This is a genomic window from Serratia sp. Tan611 (genome assembly GCF_905188235.1).
Taxonomy (GTDB): Bacteria; Pseudomonadota; Gammaproteobacteria; order Enterobacterales; family Enterobacteriaceae; genus Serratia_B; species Serratia_B rhizosphaerae.
The window spans coordinates 2525565-2544655 of sequence record NZ_LR994655.1; the positions used below are offsets into that span (position 1 = coordinate 2525565).

17 protein-coding genes are annotated in these 19091 nt (G+C 54.8%); 6 read left to right on the top strand and 11 right to left on the bottom strand.

Annotation, left to right across the window (positions count from 1 at the left end; genetic code table 11):
• Nucleotide 1 precedes the first annotated feature (1 nt).
• Both TAN611_RS11890 and TAN611_RS11895 read right to left on the bottom strand, forming a co-directional pair.
• Nucleotides 2-1489: an NAD-dependent succinate-semialdehyde dehydrogenase gene (locus TAN611_RS11890; RefSeq protein ID WP_203066486.1), complete on the bottom strand. Its 1488-nt coding sequence runs from the start codon at nucleotides 1487-1489 to the stop codon at nucleotides 2-4.
• A 725-nt stretch (nucleotides 1490-2214) separates the two neighbouring features.
• On the bottom strand, nucleotides 2215-3270 hold the full coding sequence (locus tag TAN611_RS11895; protein ID WP_105231188.1) for an NAD(P)-dependent alcohol dehydrogenase: 1056 nt from the start codon (nucleotides 3268-3270) through the stop codon (nucleotides 2215-2217).
• Nucleotides 3271-3405: 135 nt separating this feature from the next.
• Here TAN611_RS11895 and TAN611_RS11900 point away from each other — a divergent pair, with 135 nt between their 5' ends.
• The gene (locus tag TAN611_RS11900; protein WP_105231189.1) at nucleotides 3406-3807 is read left to right on the top strand and encodes a helix-turn-helix domain-containing protein; all 402 of its coding nucleotides are present in this window, start codon (nucleotides 3406-3408) and stop codon (nucleotides 3805-3807) included.
• 57 nt (nucleotides 3808-3864) lie between these two features.
• Here TAN611_RS11900 and TAN611_RS11905 read toward each other — a convergent pair whose 3' ends face one another.
• Nucleotides 3865-5331, bottom strand: a complete 1467-nt coding sequence (locus TAN611_RS11905; protein ID WP_203066487.1) for an aspartate aminotransferase family protein — start codon at nucleotides 5329-5331, stop codon at nucleotides 3865-3867.
• A 15-nt stretch (nucleotides 5332-5346) separates the two neighbouring features.
• On the bottom strand, nucleotides 5347-6732 hold the full coding sequence (locus TAN611_RS11910; RefSeq protein WP_172606278.1) for a diaminobutyrate--2-oxoglutarate transaminase: 1386 nt from the start codon (nucleotides 6730-6732) through the stop codon (nucleotides 5347-5349).
• Between the two features lie 757 nt (nucleotides 6733-7489).
• On the opposite strand from TAN611_RS11910, the gene TAN611_RS11915 reads away from it, so the two are divergent.
• Nucleotides 7490-8257, top strand: coding sequence for a lytic polysaccharide monooxygenase auxiliary activity family 9 protein (locus TAN611_RS11915; protein WP_105231192.1), 768 nt, complete (start codon nucleotides 7490-7492; stop codon nucleotides 8255-8257).
• Nucleotides 8258-8494: 237 nt separating this feature from the next.
• On the top strand, nucleotides 8495-9622 hold the full coding sequence (locus tag TAN611_RS11920) for a GGDEF domain-containing protein (protein ID WP_238404463.1): 1128 nt from the start codon (nucleotides 8495-8497) through the stop codon (nucleotides 9620-9622).
• A 3-nt stretch (nucleotides 9623-9625) separates the two neighbouring features.
• On the opposite strand, the gene TAN611_RS11925 is transcribed toward TAN611_RS11920, so the two are convergent.
• Both TAN611_RS11925 and TAN611_RS11930 read right to left on the bottom strand, forming a co-directional pair.
• Entirely contained in the window at nucleotides 9626-9922 is a 297-nt protein-coding gene (locus TAN611_RS11925; RefSeq protein ID WP_197949522.1) for a YicS family protein, read from the bottom strand.
• A 63-nt stretch (nucleotides 9923-9985) separates the two neighbouring features.
• A complete protein-coding gene (locus TAN611_RS11930; RefSeq protein WP_203066488.1) occupies nucleotides 9986-11962 on the bottom strand; it encodes an alkyl/aryl-sulfatase in 1977 nt (658 codons plus the stop codon).
• A gap of 405 nt (nucleotides 11963-12367) precedes the next feature.
• Between TAN611_RS11930 and TAN611_RS11935 the strand changes: the two genes are divergently transcribed.
• Nucleotides 12368-12679 (top strand): cupin, encoded by a 312-nt coding sequence (locus TAN611_RS11935; protein WP_111737064.1) that lies wholly within the window; start codon nucleotides 12368-12370, stop codon nucleotides 12677-12679.
• A gap of 49 nt (nucleotides 12680-12728) precedes the next feature.
• Here TAN611_RS11935 and TAN611_RS11940 read toward each other — a convergent pair whose 3' ends face one another.
• The gene (locus TAN611_RS11940; RefSeq protein WP_203066489.1) at nucleotides 12729-13331 is read right to left on the bottom strand and encodes a hypothetical protein; all 603 of its coding nucleotides are present in this window, start codon (nucleotides 13329-13331) and stop codon (nucleotides 12729-12731) included.
• A 276-nt stretch (nucleotides 13332-13607) separates the two neighbouring features.
• On the opposite strand from TAN611_RS11940, the gene TAN611_RS11945 reads away from it, so the two are divergent.
• A complete protein-coding gene (locus TAN611_RS11945; RefSeq protein WP_203067781.1) occupies nucleotides 13608-14072 on the top strand; it encodes an NUDIX hydrolase in 465 nt (154 codons plus the stop codon).
• A 373-nt stretch (nucleotides 14073-14445) separates the two neighbouring features.
• On the opposite strand, the gene TAN611_RS23680 is transcribed toward TAN611_RS11945, so the two are convergent.
• Together TAN611_RS23680 and TAN611_RS11955 are read right to left on the bottom strand one after the other, a co-directional pair.
• Complete coding sequence (locus TAN611_RS23680; RefSeq protein ID WP_370576224.1) at nucleotides 14446-14700, bottom strand: DUF4440 domain-containing protein; 255 nt, start codon at nucleotides 14698-14700, stop codon at nucleotides 14446-14448.
• A gap of 146 nt (nucleotides 14701-14846) precedes the next feature.
• Nucleotides 14847-15596: an SDR family NAD(P)-dependent oxidoreductase gene (locus TAN611_RS11955; protein ID WP_197949528.1), complete on the bottom strand. Its 750-nt coding sequence runs from the start codon at nucleotides 15594-15596 to the stop codon at nucleotides 14847-14849.
• 96 nt (nucleotides 15597-15692) lie between these two features.
• Between TAN611_RS11955 and TAN611_RS11960 the strand changes: the two genes are divergently transcribed.
• Nucleotides 15693-16037 carry a helix-turn-helix domain-containing protein gene (locus tag TAN611_RS11960; protein WP_105231198.1) on the top strand — a complete coding sequence of 115 codons (345 nt, stop codon included), beginning with the start codon at nucleotides 15693-15695 and terminating at the stop codon, nucleotides 16035-16037.
• A 116-nt stretch (nucleotides 16038-16153) separates the two neighbouring features.
• Here TAN611_RS11960 and TAN611_RS11965 read toward each other — a convergent pair whose 3' ends face one another.
• The gene (locus tag TAN611_RS11965; protein WP_203066490.1) at nucleotides 16154-17050 is read right to left on the bottom strand and encodes a PhzF family phenazine biosynthesis protein; all 897 of its coding nucleotides are present in this window, start codon (nucleotides 17048-17050) and stop codon (nucleotides 16154-16156) included.
• A 141-nt stretch (nucleotides 17051-17191) separates the two neighbouring features.
• Nucleotides 17192-18541: an MFS transporter gene (locus TAN611_RS11970; protein WP_203066491.1), complete on the bottom strand. Its 1350-nt coding sequence runs from the start codon at nucleotides 18539-18541 to the stop codon at nucleotides 17192-17194.
• Between the last annotated feature and the right edge of the window lie 550 nt (nucleotides 18542-19091).

A 19091-nucleotide genomic window follows, 5' to 3' on the forward strand; every position in this document is an offset into this window, starting at 1 on the left:
ATCATTCTCCTGTTACTGAGGGCAGAGTGGGTTCGCCTGACAAACCACCAAGGCAGAAGTAGCGGGTGGTGAGATATTCATCGATGCCGGTGCGGCCGCCTTCGCGCCCCAGGCCGGACTGTTTGACGCCGCCGAAGGGCACGGTAGGGCCGGTCATTTTGACGCTGTTCACCGCCACCATGCCGTACTCCAGCTCGCGGATGTAGCGCCAGACCCGGCGCTGATCGCGGGTCCAGAGGTAGGCCGCCAGCCCGTATTCGGTGGCGTTGGCCTTAGCGATCGCCTCATCATCCTGCTGCCAGGCGGCGACGGTGGCGATAGGGGCAAAGCTCTCCTCCTGCCAGACCCGCATCGCCGGCGTCACGCCGGCCAACAGGGTGGGCATAAAGTAGTTGGCGCCCGGCGCCTGACGCTGATCGCCGTGGATCAGGCGCGCACCGCGGGACAAGGCGTCATCCACCAGTGCCTGCGCCTTCTCGACCGCCTCACGGTGGATCAGCGGGCCGATATCGCTGTCCGGGCTGTCGCCGGGGCCGACTTTCAGTTCGCGCAGCCGTGCGGTAAACGCCTCAATAAACGCGTCGTGGATCTGCTGATGCACCATAATGCGGTTGGCGGCCAGGCAGTCCTGACCGCTGGTCTGGAAGCGGGCGGCGATGGCCGCCGTCGCCGCTTCATCGATATCCACGTCCGGCGCCACCACGAACGGCGCGTTGCCGCCCAGTTCCAGCGACACGCGCTTCACGCTGCCGGCGCACTGGGCCAGCAACAGCTTGCCCACCCGGGTGGAGCCGGTAAACGACAGGGCGCGCACGCGCGGTTCTTCACACAGCTGGGCGCAGACCGCCGGCGGATCGCCGGTAATAACGTTAAACACGCCGTTCGGCAGCCCGGCGCGTTCCGCCAGCTCGGCCAGCGCCAGCGCGGAAAAGGGCGTTTCATTGGCGGGTTTTACCAGCACGCTGCAGCCGGCGGCCAACGCCGCGGCCGCTTTGCGGGTGATCATCGCCAGCGGAAAGTTCCAGGGAGTAATCAATGCGCAGACGCCCACCGGCTGTTTCAGCGTGCCGGGCAGGGTGCCGTCGATTTGTACGGCGAGCGTTTCACCGTTGATCCGCACCGCCTCTTCGGCAAACCAGCGGATAAAACTGGCGGCGTAGTCCACTTCGCCTTCGGCCTCGCGGCGCGGTTTGCCCTGTTCATTCACCAGCAGGGTGGCCAGATCGTCGCGGTGCGCCAGCAACTGTTGATACCAGGCCATCAGCAATGCCGCGCGCCGGTCGGTACGCACCTGACGCCAGCGGCTGAAGGCCTGTTCGGCGGCATCCACTGCCCGTTCGATCTGCGCCGGCTCCAGCAGCGGGATATGCCCCAGCAGGCTGTTATCGGCCGGGTTATACACCGGCCATTCAGCGCCGGACTCACTGTGGCACCACTCGCCGTTAATCCAGGCGAAATGACGAAACAGACGGGGATCCTCTAACTTCATCTGCGTTCTCCTTAGCGCCGAATAGACGCGGCGCTTAGTCTGCTCCCCCGTCAAGATTACCGGGGGAAAGGCACATGGGATGCTTTGAAGATAAGAGAAAGTGTGAATAAATAATTTCTGTTTCAGCGTCGTAATTATTGGTTTTTTTCTGTTGTTATTGCAATAGACGCTAAATCAACGCCGCGCAACAGGCACTAAGGAAATAAATATGACCACATTGTTTTTATTTATTACGCCGCCGGTGAAACGGTATGCCGCTAGCCAAACAGAATGCTGGACACGCCCGCAGATGGCGGAATGATTGTCTGAAGAAATGGCATAATCCGCTGGTAAATACGTGATCCACAGGAACACCGTTAACGTCGGGGATTATCATAGGTGTTTGATTATAATGGGGTGCCGAGTAGGTTTCGGGCAAAATTCCCCGCACATCCGGGACACCGTCGGCCAGTGCCGCCGCATAGGGCAATAAGCCAAAGTTATTTTTCGTGATATGGCTCATAAATTTAAACTGACACGAGCAGGTTATTAATGATGACGGAGTTCACAGAAATGATGCTTACCGTAAGCGGCTGCAAGATTAATAACAGAAAGACGCAGCAATAATAACGGCAGAATAGTTTTTATGATGCGGCGCTTGAATGATAAGGAATCGCTATGGCGCATATTTCATCCGCCGGAAAAGTATTAAAGCCCCCCGGGAAAGGAGGGCTGAAAAGTATCGCTTATTGATCCCAGCGGGCGCGTTGCATATCGATAACAAAACGATATTTCACGTCGCCCTGCAGCATGCGGCTAAACGCGGTTTCTACCTCGCCGGCATCAATCAGCTCTACGTCGGCGGTGATATTGTGCTGGCCGCAGAAGTCGAGCATCGCCTGCGTTTCCGCAATGCTGCCGATCGAGGTGCCGGTAATGCTCAGGCGACGGAACACCATCGGCGTCACGTCCGTCGGCGGGTGCGGGCTGTCCGGAATGCCGACCAGCACCAGATGGCCGTTGGTCTTCAGGCAGGCCAGGTAAGGATCAAGCTGATGCGGCGCGGCGACGCAGTCGAGAATAATGTCCAGACTGTGTTGCTGGGCGGCCATCTGCTGTGCATCCTTGGATACCACCACCTGGCTGGCGCCCAGACGGCGCGCATCGGCGCCTTTTTCCGGCGAGGTGGTGAACAGCGTCACCTCCGCCCCCAGTGCGCTGGCCAGCTTCACCGCCATATGGCCCAGCCCGCCCAGGCCGATCACGCCGACCTTATCGCCCGGCTGCAGTTTCAGGTGCTGCAGCGGCGACCAGACGGTCACGCCGGCGCACAGCAGCGGCGCTACCGCGTGCAGCGGCAGGTTCTGCGGCACCGATACCACAAAATGCTGGTCTACCACGATCTGCTCGGCATAGCCGCCGGTCGTCAGCCGGCCGGTATATCTGTCGGTGCCGTTATAGGTTGGCACAAAGCCCGTCTCGCAGTACTGCTCCTCCTGCTGGCGGCAGAAATGGCAGTCGCCGCAGGAATCCACCATCACGCCGACGCCTACCAGATCGCCCGGCTGAAAGCGCGTTACCGCCGCGCCGGTGGCCCGCACCCGGCCGACAATCTCATGGCCCGGCACCAGCGGATAGTTGCTGACGCCCCATTCGTTGCGCGCCATATGCAGATCGGAATGGCATACCCCGCAATACAGGATTTCAATGCTGACGTCTTCCGGCTGTACATCACGCAGCGTAATCTGGGCGGGGGCCAAAGGGCGGTCGGCATGGCTGGCCGCGATAGCGTTAATTTTCATTGTTTCACCTTTCGTTATCGGCATCTGTCCGCAGCGGTACGGACAAACTTGCGTTGAGGGCGGCAGACTATAGACAAAAGGTTCCTTTATTGATAGTAGTCACCATTTGGTAACCATGATATTCAGGAGTCTCCGATGCCGGATTGGATCGATGGGAAAGTCTATTTTTATGCCGACTCGGCGCCGCGCCGGCTGATGTCGCTGTTTGCCGTCAAGTGGAGCACCATGGTGCTCCATGCGCTGTGGCACTGGCCGCAGCCGGGCGCGCGCACCGGTGAACTGCAGCGCAGCCTGCAGGGCATTTCCAAGAAGATGCTGTTTCAGACATTGCGTGAACTGGAGCTGCGCGGGTTGATTGAGCGTAAGGTGTATCAGGTAGTGCCGCCGAAGGTGGAATATTCGCTGACCCCGCTGGGGTGCACGCTGGCGCAGCCGATTGAGCAGATGTATCAGTGGGGGCTGGATAATCAGGCGGCGCTGGATGAGATGGAGCAAAATCTGGCGCGCAACGGCCAGAACGCCGGCGCAGAGCCGTAAGGCGATAAAAAAAGCCGATAACCTGGGTTATCGGCTTGTTGTCTGTCGGCAGGGCGCTTAGGCGTTTGCCAGCCCCTGTGCGGCGCTGTCTACCAGATCCAGCAGGCGCTTGACGTCGTCCAGCGTTACCGTCGGGTTCAGCAGCGTCAGCTTCAGGCAGGTGACGCCGTTAAATTCGGTCACACCAACGTTGGCCTGACCGGATTCCAGCAGGTTATCGCCGATACGCTGATTCAGCAGCGCCACCGCGGCGTCGTCCGCCAGCAGTGCCGGACGTGAACGGAACAGTACGCTGGCCAGCTGCGGCTGCATCACCAGTTCCAGCGTCGGCTGCGCGTTGACGTATTCCGCCACCTGCTGCGACAGGGTAATACCGTGATCGATAATCTCGGCGTACTGTTGCTGCCCCAGCGCTTCCAGCCCCATCCACAGTTTCAATGCGTCAAAACGGCGGGTGGTCTGCAGCGATTTGGACACCAGGTTCGGCACGCCCTGCGCTTCGTCAAACTCGGAGTTCAGGTAAGCCGCCTGATAGCGCATCAGCTCATAGTGGCGCGCCTCTTTCAGCAGGAACGCGCCGCAGCTGATGGTCTGGAAGAACTGCTTGTGGAAGTCCAGGGTGATGGAGTCCACCAGTTCAATACCGTCCAGATAGTGGCGGTACTGCTCGGACAGCAGCAGCGCGCCGCCCCAGGCGGCATCAACGTGCAGCCAGATCTGGTGCTGCGCCGCAATCTGTGCGATATCACGCAGCGGGTCGATCGCGCCGGCGTCGGTGGTGCCGGCGGTGGCGACAATCGCCATAATCTGTTCGCCGTTGGCATGCGCCTGCGCCACTTTTTCCGCCAGATCGTTCAGATCCATCCGCGCGCGCTCGTCGGTTTTCACCTGCGTCACGCACTGATAGCCGAAGCCCAGCAGCGCCATGTTCTTCTGCACCGAGAAGTGGGCATTGGCAGAGCAGAACACTTTGATTTTACGCAGATCGCCGATCAGGCCGTCCTGCTGCACCGAGTGTCCCTGACGGGCGAAGAAGGCGTCGCGCGCCAGCATCAGCCCCATCAGGTTGCTCTGGGTGCCGCCGCTGGTGAACACGCCGGCGTCGCCAGGCTGGTAACCCACGCGTTCACGCAGCCATTCGACCAGCTTCATCTCGATGATGGTGGCGGAAGGGCTCTGATCCCAGGAGTCCATGCTCTGGTTGGTGGCGTTAATCAGTACCTCGGCGGCCTGGCTGACCACCAGGCTCGGGCAGTGCAGGTGCGCCACGCACTGCGGATGGTGTACCGCCAGGCTGTCCTGCAGGAAGTATTCAACCGCACGTTCAATCGCCGCCTGGTTGCCCAGGCCCTGCGGATTGAAGTCCAGCTGAATGCGCTCGCGCAGTTCGGCCACGGTTTTACCCTGATACATCTCAGGCTGCTGCAGCCACTGTGCCACCGCCTCGCTGCTCTGGGCGATCGCCTGCTGGTAGGCTTCAATGCTTTGCGCTGAACCGGCCAGGATCGGGTTTGACTTGGACATTGCGTTCAACTCCACTCAGACAGGCTTAACGCCCGCGCTCAACAGAGCGTTTTCAAATTTATCCAGGAATACGCCCAGCTCTTCATTGCTGATCAGCAGGGAAGGCAACAGACGCAGCACGCTGCCGTGACGGCCGCCGCGTTCCAGAATCAGGCCGCCTTCAAAGCATTTTTTCTGCAGCAGCGCGGACAGCTCGCCATCGGCAGGGTAGCTGCCCATATGATCCGGCGCTTCGTGCGGTTTGACGATCTCGATGCCGAGCATCAGACCCAGGCCGCGTACGTGGCCAATCACCGGGTAACGCTGCTGCAGTTCAGCCAGCTTGCCTTTCAGCCATTCGCCCTGAGCGGCCACTTTGTCGGCAATGTTGTGTTCTTGCAGGTACTTCAGCGTGGTCAGGCCGGTCGCCATCGCCAGCTGGTTGCCGCGGAAGGTGCCGGTGTGGTGGCCAGGCTCCCAGGCGTCGAACTGCTTCTTGATGCCCAGCACCGCCAACGGCAGGCCGCCGCCGACCGCTTTCGACATTACGATGATGTCCGGCTCTATGCCGGCGTGCTCGAAGGCGAAGAATTTACCGGTACGGGCAAAGCCGGCCTGCACTTCGTCGATAATCAGCAGAATACCGTGCTCCTGCGTCACCTTACGGATACGCTGCAGCCACTCGACCGGCGCCGGGTTCACGCCGCCTTCGCCCTGAACTGCTTCCAGGATCACTGCCGCTGGCTTACGCACGCCGCTTTCAACGTCGTTAATCAGGTTTTCGAAGTAGTAGCTCAGCGCCTTGACGCCGGCTTCGCCGCCGATACCCAGCGGGCAACGGTATTCATGCGGGTAAGGCATGAACTGCACTTCCGGCATCATGCCGTTGATGGCTTCTTTCGGCGACAGGTTGCCGGTGACCGACAGCGCGCCGTGGGTCATGCCGTGGTAGCCGCCGGAGAAGCTGATCACGCCGCTGCGGCCGGTGTGCTTCTTCGCCAGTTTCAGCGCGGCTTCCACCGCGTCGGCGCCAGAAGGGCCGCAGAACTGCAGGCAGTACTCTTTCCCCTGACCCGGCAGCAGAGAGAGCAGGTGGGCAGAGAAGCCGTCTTTTAACGGCGTAGTCAGATCGAGCGTATGTAACGGCAAGCCGCTGGTAATGACATTTTGGATGCTCTGCAGGACATCAGGATGATTATGGCCCAGCGCCAGCGTACCCGCGCCGGCCAGGCAATCAAGATATTGTTTGTTTTCAACATCGGTCAGCCAGACACCCTGAGCCTTCGCAATCGCTAATGGCAATTTACGAGGATAACTCCTAACGTTTGATTCAAATTCAGCCTGTCTGGCCAAATAGGTTTCGTTGTTTCCATTAAATGAATCGGCACCTAAAGTATCAATACGGACTTTATCCGTCATCATATCACTCCTACAACCAGGGTTATTGACAACGCCTGATTGAATAATTGAATTAACAAATGATTTGCTCTGCATAAAAGCGCGCCCAATATATTTGTTTTTAACCTGTGGCTCAATCATTTATTTTGTTTAATTTTGTTTAGATTTTCCCTATATGAATCAATACGTTGTTGATTTTGTGGCCGAAAATATGCGCCATAACAGAATCGCGCCGGGTTTAACAAGAGGGCGAACTGTTACTTTTTTGCAACATATTGTCTTGTAACGAGTTTTTTATCGTTTAGTGATAAAAGGCGCCCCGTTGGGCGGCCGCAACAAAGGCTAAGCGATTATTTATAAACCACATTTATTTCTTCGATAACCTTTTCTGGGATAAATAATAAGGCTTTATTCGACGATATAAAGTGCGCAGGCATAGAGCAAAAAGTTATTGATTGAGCCACGGATAAACAAGGAAAGGGCATATGCATAACGCCAGGAGAGCGACAGACAGAAAGCTCTGAATTTTCACTGACGTCAACCGACAACCGTTACTCAGCGAATAATTGGTGCGCAGAAGCAAGTTTGCGCGTTCCTGACTCCTGGCCTACAGTAAGCTGGCGTCACGAAACTGTCATATTCCTTGTCCGACTTTGCTTGTTATTCATGACTTCAACACCATGCGGATTTTTGTAGGTGGCAGGGCAGTTATTACCCCTGCCGTATCAAGCTCCGCCTTCATTCCCTGAAGGCGGGAACGTTCGCATAAGGAAAGTACCCGATGAGTAACCGCACCAAGACCTTGTCATTATGTGCACTGCTGGCGTTTACCTGCTCGTTGTCCGCTCAGGCAGAGGAGGCCAGTAAGAGAAGTGAAGTCCAACAAAGTATTGGCCCCAAGCATGGCGCCACGCAGATCCCCAAGGCGCGTCAGGTGATTTGCGAGAACGACGGCGGCTATAACTACCCCGATGACGGTTCCAACATACCCAACGCCGCCTGCCGCGCCGCTTTTCTGTTTAAACAGGACAGCATCCCGGTCTGGGAACGCCGGCAGATGTTTGTCGAATGGCCGGCCTATTCGCAAAACCTGGAGGGCACCAGCTCGCCGGCGGATAAAGTGCCCGATGGCCATTTGTGCTCCGCCGGGGTGGCCAAGTTTGAAGGTATCGACCAGCCGCATAAGGATTGGCAGGTTTCCAGCGTAACGGTCAAAGACGGCAAAGCAACGCTGTACTATGACGCCACCAAGATCCACGAACCCAGTAAGTGGAATATCTATATCGCCAAAAAAGAGTTCGATCCAACCACGCAAACGCTGAGCTGGGGCGTACTGGAACCGCTGACGGTGACCGAGGTGATTGTTCCGCCGGGTGACAATGCCGGGGTCTATCAGATCGAGGTGGACATTCCGCAGGATCGGGTGAACGGTCAACACACTTTGCTCTATGTGCAGTGGGAACGTATCGATCCGGCGCGGGAAACTTTCTTCAGCTGTAGTGACGTCAGTTTTACCGCCACGCCCACCAAGGCAAAACTGAGCAAGTAACGCCATAGCGTAAATTGACATGCCGGAAGCGCTGTCCGGCATGTTTCCGCACTCCCTCGCATGTAACCCGCGTTTCTGATAAAGAATGCCCCATCATTGCGGTTCCGCAACGTCTTACCTAAGCTAAAACAGGAAAATACGCGGAGAATAATGGAGAATTATCTCCGTGTGACCTTCCGGCTCTTGGCGTTAAGGGAAGGGGAACGTGATAACCTTGGCTAGCGGCAGAACGTAGATATGGGAAAAGAGAATAAACGGCGACAACCCGGGGTATTGGCGCATCGGGATGATATGGTCAACCAGGCGATATGCAGCAGTCTTCCCTGGCTGGCGTCCATCAATATCGCCTTCGCCATGCTGGTGGTATTGCGTAATCTGCTGTTCCCCGGTTTCGACGCCACGCTGCATATCGGCGCCGTTATCCCCTTTATTATGGATGGCATGATGGCGACAGTAGTGACGCTGTCACTTGTTCTGTGGGGTGTTTCCCGCATCGGAAAAGGTGGCGACGGTCGCCGTGTCCGCCTGTGGGCCTTACTGCTGCTGCCGTTGCTGGGCGTGCTCTGGGCTATCAGCTGTTTTGGCTTCGTGGCTTATTGGCAGTTGCCGTTCGCCTGGCCGTTGGTATGCATACTGATGCTGACCGGCATGACCTCACTCTATTTTTATCCTCCGGGGTTCGCGCTGTTTCTTACTCCGCTGTGGCTTATCACGCCGCTGGCCAGCATTCAGCTTAATCATGGCGTCAACGGCCATTTTGCGGTGATATGGCTGATCTTCACCGTTATTGTGATTTACGGTCGTCAGACCTTGCTGCGCTGGTTTGATGAAGCCTGGTCACGCTATCAGGAAAACCAACTGCTGATCTCTCGCCTGGAGACGCTGGCGTTGCAGGACCCGCTGACGGGGCTGGCCAACAGAAGGGCGTTGGAATCCCATCTCGCCAGCCTGTGCGCCGTACAGGTACCGTTCGCCCTGATCATGGTCGACGTCGACTACTTCAAGCACTACAACGATCGCTATGGTCATCAGGCGGGGGATGCGTGCCTGGCGGACGTCGCCGCGCTGCTGGCAGCGGCGGTCAGAACGCCGGAAGATCTGGTTGCCCGCTACGGCGGGGAAGAATTCACCCTGGTATTGGCGCACGCTAATGCGGAGCAGGCTGCGCAGGTTGCCGAACGGATTCGGGCCCGGATAGAGCAGGCGGCATTACCCCATGCCGCATCGGCAGTCAGCCGGTTGGTTACCGTCAGCCTGGGAATTGCCGCCTCGGCCGGGCGGCTGACGCCGCCGCAGATGATTGCCGAGGCCGATGAGGCGTTGTACCGCGCCAAGCAGGCCGGGCGCGATCGCTGGTCATACTGATTATCACTGCTGAGTGAAGTCCGGGCAGTGAATGCGTTTCAGCTGTTGCTGATACCGTTCCTGCTGGTGGTTCTTCAACGCGCTGGCGGTGGCGCTGAGCGCGTCGTGGTTTTCCTTGCTGTTGATAAATACCGATTTGATCTTCTCGTCCGACACCTCTTTGGCGATCTGGCAGTGCGCGCGCAGATCGTTAATCAGCGTTTGCTGATTCAGCGCAAAGGCCAGGCTGTCGTAGGCTCCGGCGGTTGCACCAAAGGCGGGCAGCAGCAGAGCGGCGGATAACACCCATGTTTTTATCATGATCTCTTTCCTCAAACGGTGAAAACATGCGTAGCCAGCGCCCCGCAGGGCGCTGGCTATTCCTTACGGAGTAACAATATTAAACCAGAACTCGAACTTATCCATATAACTCAAGAGTTCATTGACCTTATCAGCGCTGCCTTTGATTTTCAGCCCGCCGTTTTTCTCAGCCTGTTGCAGGGTTTCCTCTTTCAGGATGATTTTATTCAGCGTGTCGCGCGACAGGGTGAGGGTGGCATCGGCGTCTTGCGCCTGGACATTGGCGGTATGGTTTAATACGCCGTTTTCCAGCTCCAGCTTATACTTGCCGCCATCGTCGCCGAGATCGACATTCAGCACCGCTTTGGCGCCGGCCGCTTTCTCTCCGTTAATGTGCACCGCCAGATAATCAAAGAACATTTCCGGCGTCATCGCCCGCACCGTATCCGGGCTGGCGGTGTTTGGCGTCGGCAGCTTCATCACGCCGTTGCGCAGCTCCTGGGCGCCGGTGAGGTAGAAGTTACGCCACGGCCCGGATTCTGCCTGATAGCCCAGTTGCTCTAACGCATCCGCCTCCAGCTCGCGTGCCGCTTTGTTTTGCGGATCGGCAAACACCACTTTGCTGACCACCTGCGCCACCCAGCGGTAGTTGCCTTTGTCAAAGTCCGCTTTTGCTTTCTGCAGGATGCTGTCGGCGCCGCCCATATATTCGACGAATTTCTTCGCCGCTTCTTCCGGCGGCAGTTCATCCAGCGTCGCCGGGTTACCGTCAAACCAGCCGAGATAGAGCACGTAGGTTGCCTTCACGTCATGGCTGACGGAGCCATAATAGCCCCGGTTTGCCCAAGTGTTTTCCAGGCTGGGCGGCAGTTTAAAGTTGGCGGCGATCTCATCGCGCGTCAGCCCCTGGTTCGCCATACGTAACGTCTGGTCGTTGATATAACGATACAGGTCTCGCTGGCTGCGCAGCAGCTTCTGCACGTTCTCATTGCCCCAGGTTGGCCAGTGGTGCTGTGCCAGGATAATCTCCGCCTTATCGCCCCACAGGGTCAGCGCCTCGTTGATATATTTAGACCAAGGCAGCGGCTGACGGATCTTGGCGCCGCGCAGTGAATAGGTGTTATGCAGGGTGTGGGTGACATCCTCTGCGGTTTCAATCAGTTTCTTCTCTTCGATATACCACAGCATTTCTGCCGGTGCTTCAGAGCCGGGCGCCATCATAAAGTCGTAGGTCAACCCGTCGATGGTGCGTTTTTCACCTGTTTTGGTGATGTAATCCGTTGGTGCAATCAGCGTCACGGTGCCTGCGGAGGTGGTGGTGCCGAGACCTGCGCCAACCTGGCCTTTAGGATCGGCTTTCAGCAGGTTGCCGTACATATAGCTCGCCCGGCGGCTCATTACGTTGCCGGCCATGATGTTTTCCGAGACTGCCTCTTCCATAAAGCCGGCCGGCGCATAGATCTTCACCTTGCCGTCTTTGACGTCCGCCTCATCGACCACGCCGCGTACGCCACCGTAGTGGTCAACGTGGCTGTGGGTATAAATCACCGCCACCACCGGTTTTTTACCGCGGTTCTTATAATAGAGATCCATACCCACTTTCGCCGTTTCTGCAGAGACCAGCGGGTCGACCACCGTGATGCCTTCTTTACCTTCGATAATGGTCATATTTGACAGATCGAGGTTGCGGATTTGGTAGACACCATCGGTCACTTCAAACAGCCCGCTGATATTAATCAGCTGCGACTGACGCCATAAGCTGGGGTTGACGGTAGCCGGCGATTTTTCATCTTCTTTGATAAAGGCGTACTGCTGCGGATCCCAGATCACGTTGCCGGCTTCGCCCTTAATCACCTCAGCAGGCAAGGGAGCAATAAACCCTTTATGCGCATCGCTGAAATCGGTTTTATCGGAGAAGGGCAGTTGGTCGTAGAGTTCGGCATTGGTTTTTTGTGTCGCCGAGGTGGCATCCTTCCTGGCGTCATCGGCTGCATACACGCCGGGAGATAGCGAAAACGAACCGGCCAATATCATACACAGGATAAGAGGTTTCAGTTTCATAGCATCCTCAGAGGTTATCTTCAACTGTTTGATAGATAATGAAATTTTGTGCCGCCTTACCTGGCGGCGCGCAGCGTTGGCTCTCCGGCAGGCGGCGAATTAAGTCATTTTTTGACGCTACGTCTTAAACGTAGATGAAAACTGGCGAACCAACGGATAAATCACACAAAAATTTGATCTGATTGGGGTAAAGGCAGGATGACGCCATGGTGACAATGTCACTTTTTTGATGCAAAAATCAGGAGTTATGTTAAATGCAAGGGGCAAGGGCCAGTCATGATTACGCCAGGGTGAAGCGCCGGCCATTGGTTTGATAAATCTACTGAATGATACCAATCTGCACGCTCCAGGGGTAAAGTATGAAATCGTGGTTTTAATCAATAAATCAGTTGGATGACTTACTTAATGAAGACATATATCAGCAAAGAGTTTGTTTCAGATCGGGCCTGGGACGCGCTCAATATCGCCAACTTTGATGGCACCACGGTACGTCTGCACTGGACCGATCGACCCTATAAATGGCACATCAATGACGGGCAAGAGGTTTTTGCCGTGATGGACGGCAGCGTAGAGATGCATTACAAACAGCAAGGCGAGATCAAAAAAGTGCTGCTTAATGCCGGCGATATTTTTTATGCCAATGTCGGGTGCGAGCACGTAGCGCATCCACAGGGAGAGGCCCGGATCTTGGTAATCGAAAAAGAAGGGTCCGTTTAAACCAGGCGGGATGCAAGGCATCCCGATGTTGTATTACGGAGATCGGCCATCATTTCCGTTTGGTCAACTGGCGGTGATGGATCTTGAGCTGCCGGCGCCATACGCGGTTATGTAAATAGAATGCCATGGTTTTAACCAACATGGCGCTATTGAGGCATTTGACACTTGCAAGGATAAAGACGAATCCGATGATCGCGCCGATCAGAAATCCCATATGGCTTTCAATGCCGGACAGCAACATGATGATGGTGCAGAGCAAATACAACACGGCCAGCACCGCAGTGAACAACAACAGCACAAGATAAAATTTCAGTGCCGGCAAACAGCCTCTGGAAACAAGCGTTAGCGATGGGAAAACCAATAGACAGTAGACCAACCCGGTTATAATTATTCCTATAAAGACAGCATGTTGAGGCCATTCCATCCAGCCGAAAATCGTATCCCAAATGGATAGCTGCGGTATGGCAAAGCTGAGAAGCGCGAAGAGTGCGCTGAAGATTAACGGCACGCCGGCAGTATGCAAACCCACCGGCGCGCCCATTTTTTCCTTTAAGTCATCTTTAACAGACTCAAGATGCTGGGGATCGTCCGTTGTTATCTGCTTCTCGACGGCAGCGCCCAGTTCAAGGCTCTTTTTAATGTGGTTTATCATTATCGGGTATAGCCTAATTTATGAATGGTGAATATCTATCTACATGATTTATCATGGTTAATTCCGTTAAGTTAACATAAAAAACTCCCGGTCACCATAATTGCTATCAAGCCGTGTATATCATGGTGTAGACCATCAATTATCGGCCTGGATGAGATGAGCAACTGGCAGAGTTGAGCATAAATTGCACTAAAAAAATGACGCGTTCTGGTGAAATCTGTAGAGGTAAGGTAGCCAATGATTACCAGAATTCACGTAGCGCAATCGGGAGAAAGTATGCGATCACGGCCTGCAGCCAGGCTTTTAGTTATCAATCCGTCAGGGTGCATTTTACTGTTCAAGTTTACGCACGGTAACGATGCGCTGGCAGGAAGAACATATTGGGCAACGCCGGGTGGCGGCGTTGAATGCGGCGAGTCATTTGAGCAAGCGGCCATCAGAGAACTGTGGGAAGAAACCGGCATTGTAAGCGACAAGATAGGTGCAAGCGTCGCACAGCGAAATTTCGTTATGACGTTACCGAGCGGTGAAACAGTAAAAGCTGAAGAAAGGTTTTTCGTCGTGCGGGTGGCTAACCATCAGATCAATGGTGACAACTGGAGCCATGATGAAAAGCAGGTTATCAGCGAGCATCACTGGTGGAGTGAGGAAGAACTCAAAACAACCTGCGAAGTTGTTTATCCGCAGAATATGGTTGAGCTGTTGATGTCGATCCGGGGAAAAAGTGAATCTGCCGGATAGAATGTAGAAAGGTGGGATTACGTAGAAAACCCATGATAAAGCCCAAAGACACAGATTCCGTGTACCGGCACCTAGGTGCGCATAATGTATATTATGTTAAATTGGATTGATGGATGCGCACCCGGCTATCTCTTGGTGCTCTATCTCACCTCACCTTCAACCTTTGCTCGATGTCTTCGACAGTATTTGCTAAGGTTTATCCCTTGGCCATCATTCTGGTTTAAAGATTTTCTCCAGGCTTAATCATCGATCGGCGTGCCCTGATGAAAACGCATCTGCCAACGAGCTTCTTTTTCTGATGATGATAGCAGCCAGATTGACGAACGTTCCGTGTGACGCACAACTTTGCCACTGGTATCACGCTGAAAACTTTTTACCTCAGCAATGCGACGCCTTCGCTAATCATCGTCAGCTGGAACCCTTCGGCGAAAATTTGCAGCTGCTCAGTTTCCGTTGCCAGCGCCGCAACGGTTTGCCGTTTGTCATAGCGCCGTCCTGAACGACCGACTTCTTCAAACTCATCATGCAGCAACTCGCCAACGATCTCTGTGTTGTTACGCATCGCCGGCAGATGCAGCTGAATCTCCAATGACTGGAGTACCGACAAAAGCCCGCAATAATCGGTCAAAACGCCCTCCTATTTTGATCGCGCTACGTGAAATCTGAGAATGAATGGCTATCTTACCTCTGCAGATTTCACCAAAACGCACGGCTTATTTATGCCCGGCAGCGCTATGTCTGCCGAGCGGCATTACAGGTTTATACAGAGTATCCTTAAATTTGCGCCAGACCACCGTCAACGAAGACCTCGCTGCCAGTCATAAAGCTGCTCTCGTCAGAGGCCAGGAATAAGGCAACGGCGGCGATCTCATCCGAATCACCAATGCGTCCAAGCGGCGCTTCCTGCGCGAAATTGGCCAACAAACTCTCTTTTTTCCCTGAGCTTTCCAGTACATTAAACAGCCCTGGCGTCGCTGTGGAGCCAGGTGAAAGGACATTTACACGGATCCCTGTTCCCTGCAGATCCAGCGCCCAGCTTCTGGCAAAGTTACGGACTGCTGCTTTCGAAGCGCTGTAAACGCTAAATGCTGGCGTGCCCATTGAGCCAGTTGTCGAGCCGGTAAGAATAATCGAACCGCCTTGCGACATAAGCGGCAGTGCCTTTTGCACGGTAAACAGCGTCCCTTTGACGTTAACGTTAAACGTATACTCATACGATTCCTCGGTAATCGCGCCAAGCGGCTGAAGCTCACCCAAGCCCGCATTAGCGAAAAGGACATCAACTTTTCCTTTCACTTGCTGGATATGAGAAAAAATACGCTCCAGATCGGCCAGTTTTGATACGTCACCCTGAATCGCAAGCGCCTCATGACCAATCAGCGCAATGGCTTCATCAAGCTCTTTCTGACGTCGCCCTGTGATGATCACCTGAGCGCCTTCCCGGGCAAAGCGCCTAGCCGTAGCCAGACCGATACCGCTATTTCCGCCAGTAATCACCGCGATTTTTCCCGCTAATCTGCTCATAACGCTCTCCTCAACAGTGGAAAGCCCTAGCATAAACAGAGTTAAATATTTAGTATAGTATGCACCTTTTGGTAAGTACCCGGCGAATGAGAGCTTATGCTAAATAAAAAATTCAACTGCGGTCTGGAAGCGTCGTTGGCGGTACTAAGCGGAAAGTGGAAACCGCTGATACTGTTTTACCTCGCCCATAAAGTACATCGTTACGGGGAGCTGAAGCGCGCTATTGGAAAAGTAAGCGATAAGGTATTGATTCAACAGCTGAAAGAACTTCAGCAAGATGGCGTGGTTGAGCGCACCGACTACGGCGAAATCCCGCCCAGGGTTGAGTACGCCTTAACCGGTTTCGGCGACTCTCTGGCCCGCGCGTTAGCACCGCTCTGTCAGTGGGGAGAGCGGCATACGGAGCAGATTGAAAATATCGTGCGTAATCGAAAAGCGTGACGGATTGCCTTATCAACGGCATCACACTGAGAAATTACGCGTTGCCGGCAGATGCAGCTGAACCGCTACGTATAAGCAATTAGCTCGTTCAGCGTTTTTAATCTCACCAAATACACCTAAATCTTCAGCACCCCTTCAATCAGCGTACAGCTCTGACCGCCAATCCACGGCTCATCGCGAATAAAACTTACGCTGACCCGGCCCTCGCGATGCAGTTGAGTGCCTTGCCGGACCTGATATCCTTGTGCTGTTACACCACCGTCGGGGAAATTATTGGTCTGCAGCAAACGGGCCAGACACGCATTAGCGCTGCCGGTCACCGGATCCTCGACCAGCTTGTCCCACTCAACCAGAAACGCCCGTATCTCGTAATCTGCGGGATCGCCGGATGGATAAGCGCCATAAATCACCACGCCGTCAACCTGATAATCAATTTGCATCTTCTTAATCATGGCCTGGTTTGGCGTCATCGCCAGACAGGATTGCGCGTCTGGCATACGCACCATCAGCCAACGGATGCCCATGTCGGCCACCACCGGCAGAATCTCTGTAGCCATTACCGCCGGTTGAAAATCGGCCGCCAACTGCTGCCGTTCCTCAAGTGTCAGCGTGCGCAGCGTGACCTCCGGCGCGGCAAACGCCAGCGTGCCTTCCGGCAGGATATTGACCGCCACCAGACCGACTCCGCATTCCTGCATCATCACCCCCGGTTGTTTGGTCACCAAACCAGCTTCCAGTAAGGCATGGGCCGTGCCCAATGTCGGATGCCCGGCAAAGGGCAACTCTTTTTCAGGGGTAAAGATGCGCACCCGGTAATCTGCGGCCGGATGCGTCGGCTTGAAAACGAAGGTGGTTTCCGAAAGGTTGGTCCAGCGCGCTAACGCAAGCATCTGCGCTTCATCCAACCCTTCCGCTTCCAGGATCACCGCCAGGGGGTTTCCCTGTAGTGGCGAGGTGGTAAATACATCCACCTGTTTGTAAGCGCGTGGCGTTACGTTATCACTTTTGTGCATTTACCCTAACCCGCTAGGTTTGACTGAGAGGGTTCTCAATCTACCGAAATATGCAGATTATTCAATAGCTCAGTCGGATAGATACACCTTAACGTGTGGATCCCGGACGGTGCCGGGATCTTATACACCTCGACGAGACGTCTAACCCTCTCCCCCTGCTTTCAATGCCTTGAAGCCTGCCTGCGCCGACCGTTTATCTTGTTCTCCATGCAACGAAATGCGCGAGGTTTCCGGCAGCGCCAGGCCACCAGCCAGCGCCAGTAATGACACCAGCGCCAGATAAAATGCCGGTGACACGCTGCTGCCGGTGTAGCCGATCAGCCAGGTCGCGACTAAAGGCGCCGTTCCGCCAAAAATTGTGTAGGCCAGATTATAAGTAATCGCGGAGGCGGTATAGCGCGCTCGGGTGGGGAAAACTTCCGAGAGCAGCGCCGCCGTCACCACGCCGGACAATACCGCCCCGGTCGCCAACAGCAGATCGCCGAGAATCGCTGCCCAAAGATGGCCTGAGCTGGCCAACTGCCAGGCAGGATAGACGCTCAGTATCACCCAGACTCCGGTCAGGGCGACGGTTTTTCTGCGCCCTATCCGATCGCACAGCGCACCGACCGGCGGACACATTCCAGCGGCAAACAGCAGCGCAACGGTGGAAACCAACAGCGCGGCAGCACGGCTAAAATGCCCTTCCAGTTGCAGGAAGGTGGAAAAATAAGTGGTGAACATATAAAACGACAGCGCCGTCAAAGAGATAAACGCCCCCAGCCGCAAGATATTCCCCGCCTGCTGGCGTAACGTCTCGCTTAACGGTGCGTGGGCAGTGGCGGATTCAGCAAGCGCCGCGCGAAACGCCGGCGTCTCTTCCATACGCAGCCGCAGATAAACGCCAACCAGGCCGAGCGGTGCCGCCACCAGAAAAGGAATACGCCAACCCCAACGGCTCATCTGCTCCGCGCTCAGGCTGGCATCCAGCAGATAGGTAATCGTCGCCGCTGCGGCAAAGGCGGAAAAGGTAGAAACCGTGATAAAACTGCCGTACCAGGCGCGTTTGTGGTTAGGGGCATGCTCCATCACATAGGCGCAGGCCCCGGCATATTCACCACCAGCAGAAAACCCTTGAACACAGCGGGTTAGCGTCAGAAACAGCGGCGCCAGCATGCCAATGCTGGCATAGGTGGGCAGCAGACCAATGATCGTGGTCGATCCCGCCATCAGTAACACGGTTAAAGACAAAATACGCTTGCGGCCCAGTTTGTCGCCCAGCATACCGAATATCACCCCGCCCAGCGGGCGCAGTGCAAAAGCCACGGCGAATACGGCGAATGTCTGTAACAATGCCGCCTGCGGCAGATCTGCCGAAAAAAATTGTTGCGCAATGATCGTCGCCAGAAAGCCATAGACGGCGAAATCAAACCACTCGACAAAATTACCAATCGCTGCGGCGGTTGTCACCTTACGCAGCGTGGCTGCCGAGACGGACGTCATATTATCCATAGCCATCTTCCCCCTGTTTGGGTGTTCTAACCAGATGTAGGTCGAAATTACAGGGGAATGCGCTTCCCCTGCGCGGTTATAGCGTGGAATATTCGCTGTCTTTTTGATTCTGTCATTAAGTCATTAGTCCGTTATTGATAACAGATTAACTTCTAATTCGAAAATTAATGACAGACAAGTTCAACCGCAGAGTCGCATAAAGTTTTTGGGTGTTCAACAAAACCGTCGTCACACACCAAATAACAACAACATTCACGAATGAATCTATCAATAAAACACAATAAATATCAATAAGTTATGTAAAATCATTGGCTACCATATGATTTTCATTTAGAGAAAAATACTGGAGGGATAACATTAATCGCTGCCGGTTTTGTCACCTGCTTAGGATAACCTATTGATTTTATTTTTTATTACGGCGTGATTTTTTAGGGAGGCGCGCCAGATATTAAATACTATTTATTCACCTGTCGCTTTTAGATATCAAAGCGTCGTTTTTCATGTTTTTATATTTCATTTAAATCCTATTATAGGCTATTAACATCTGCTC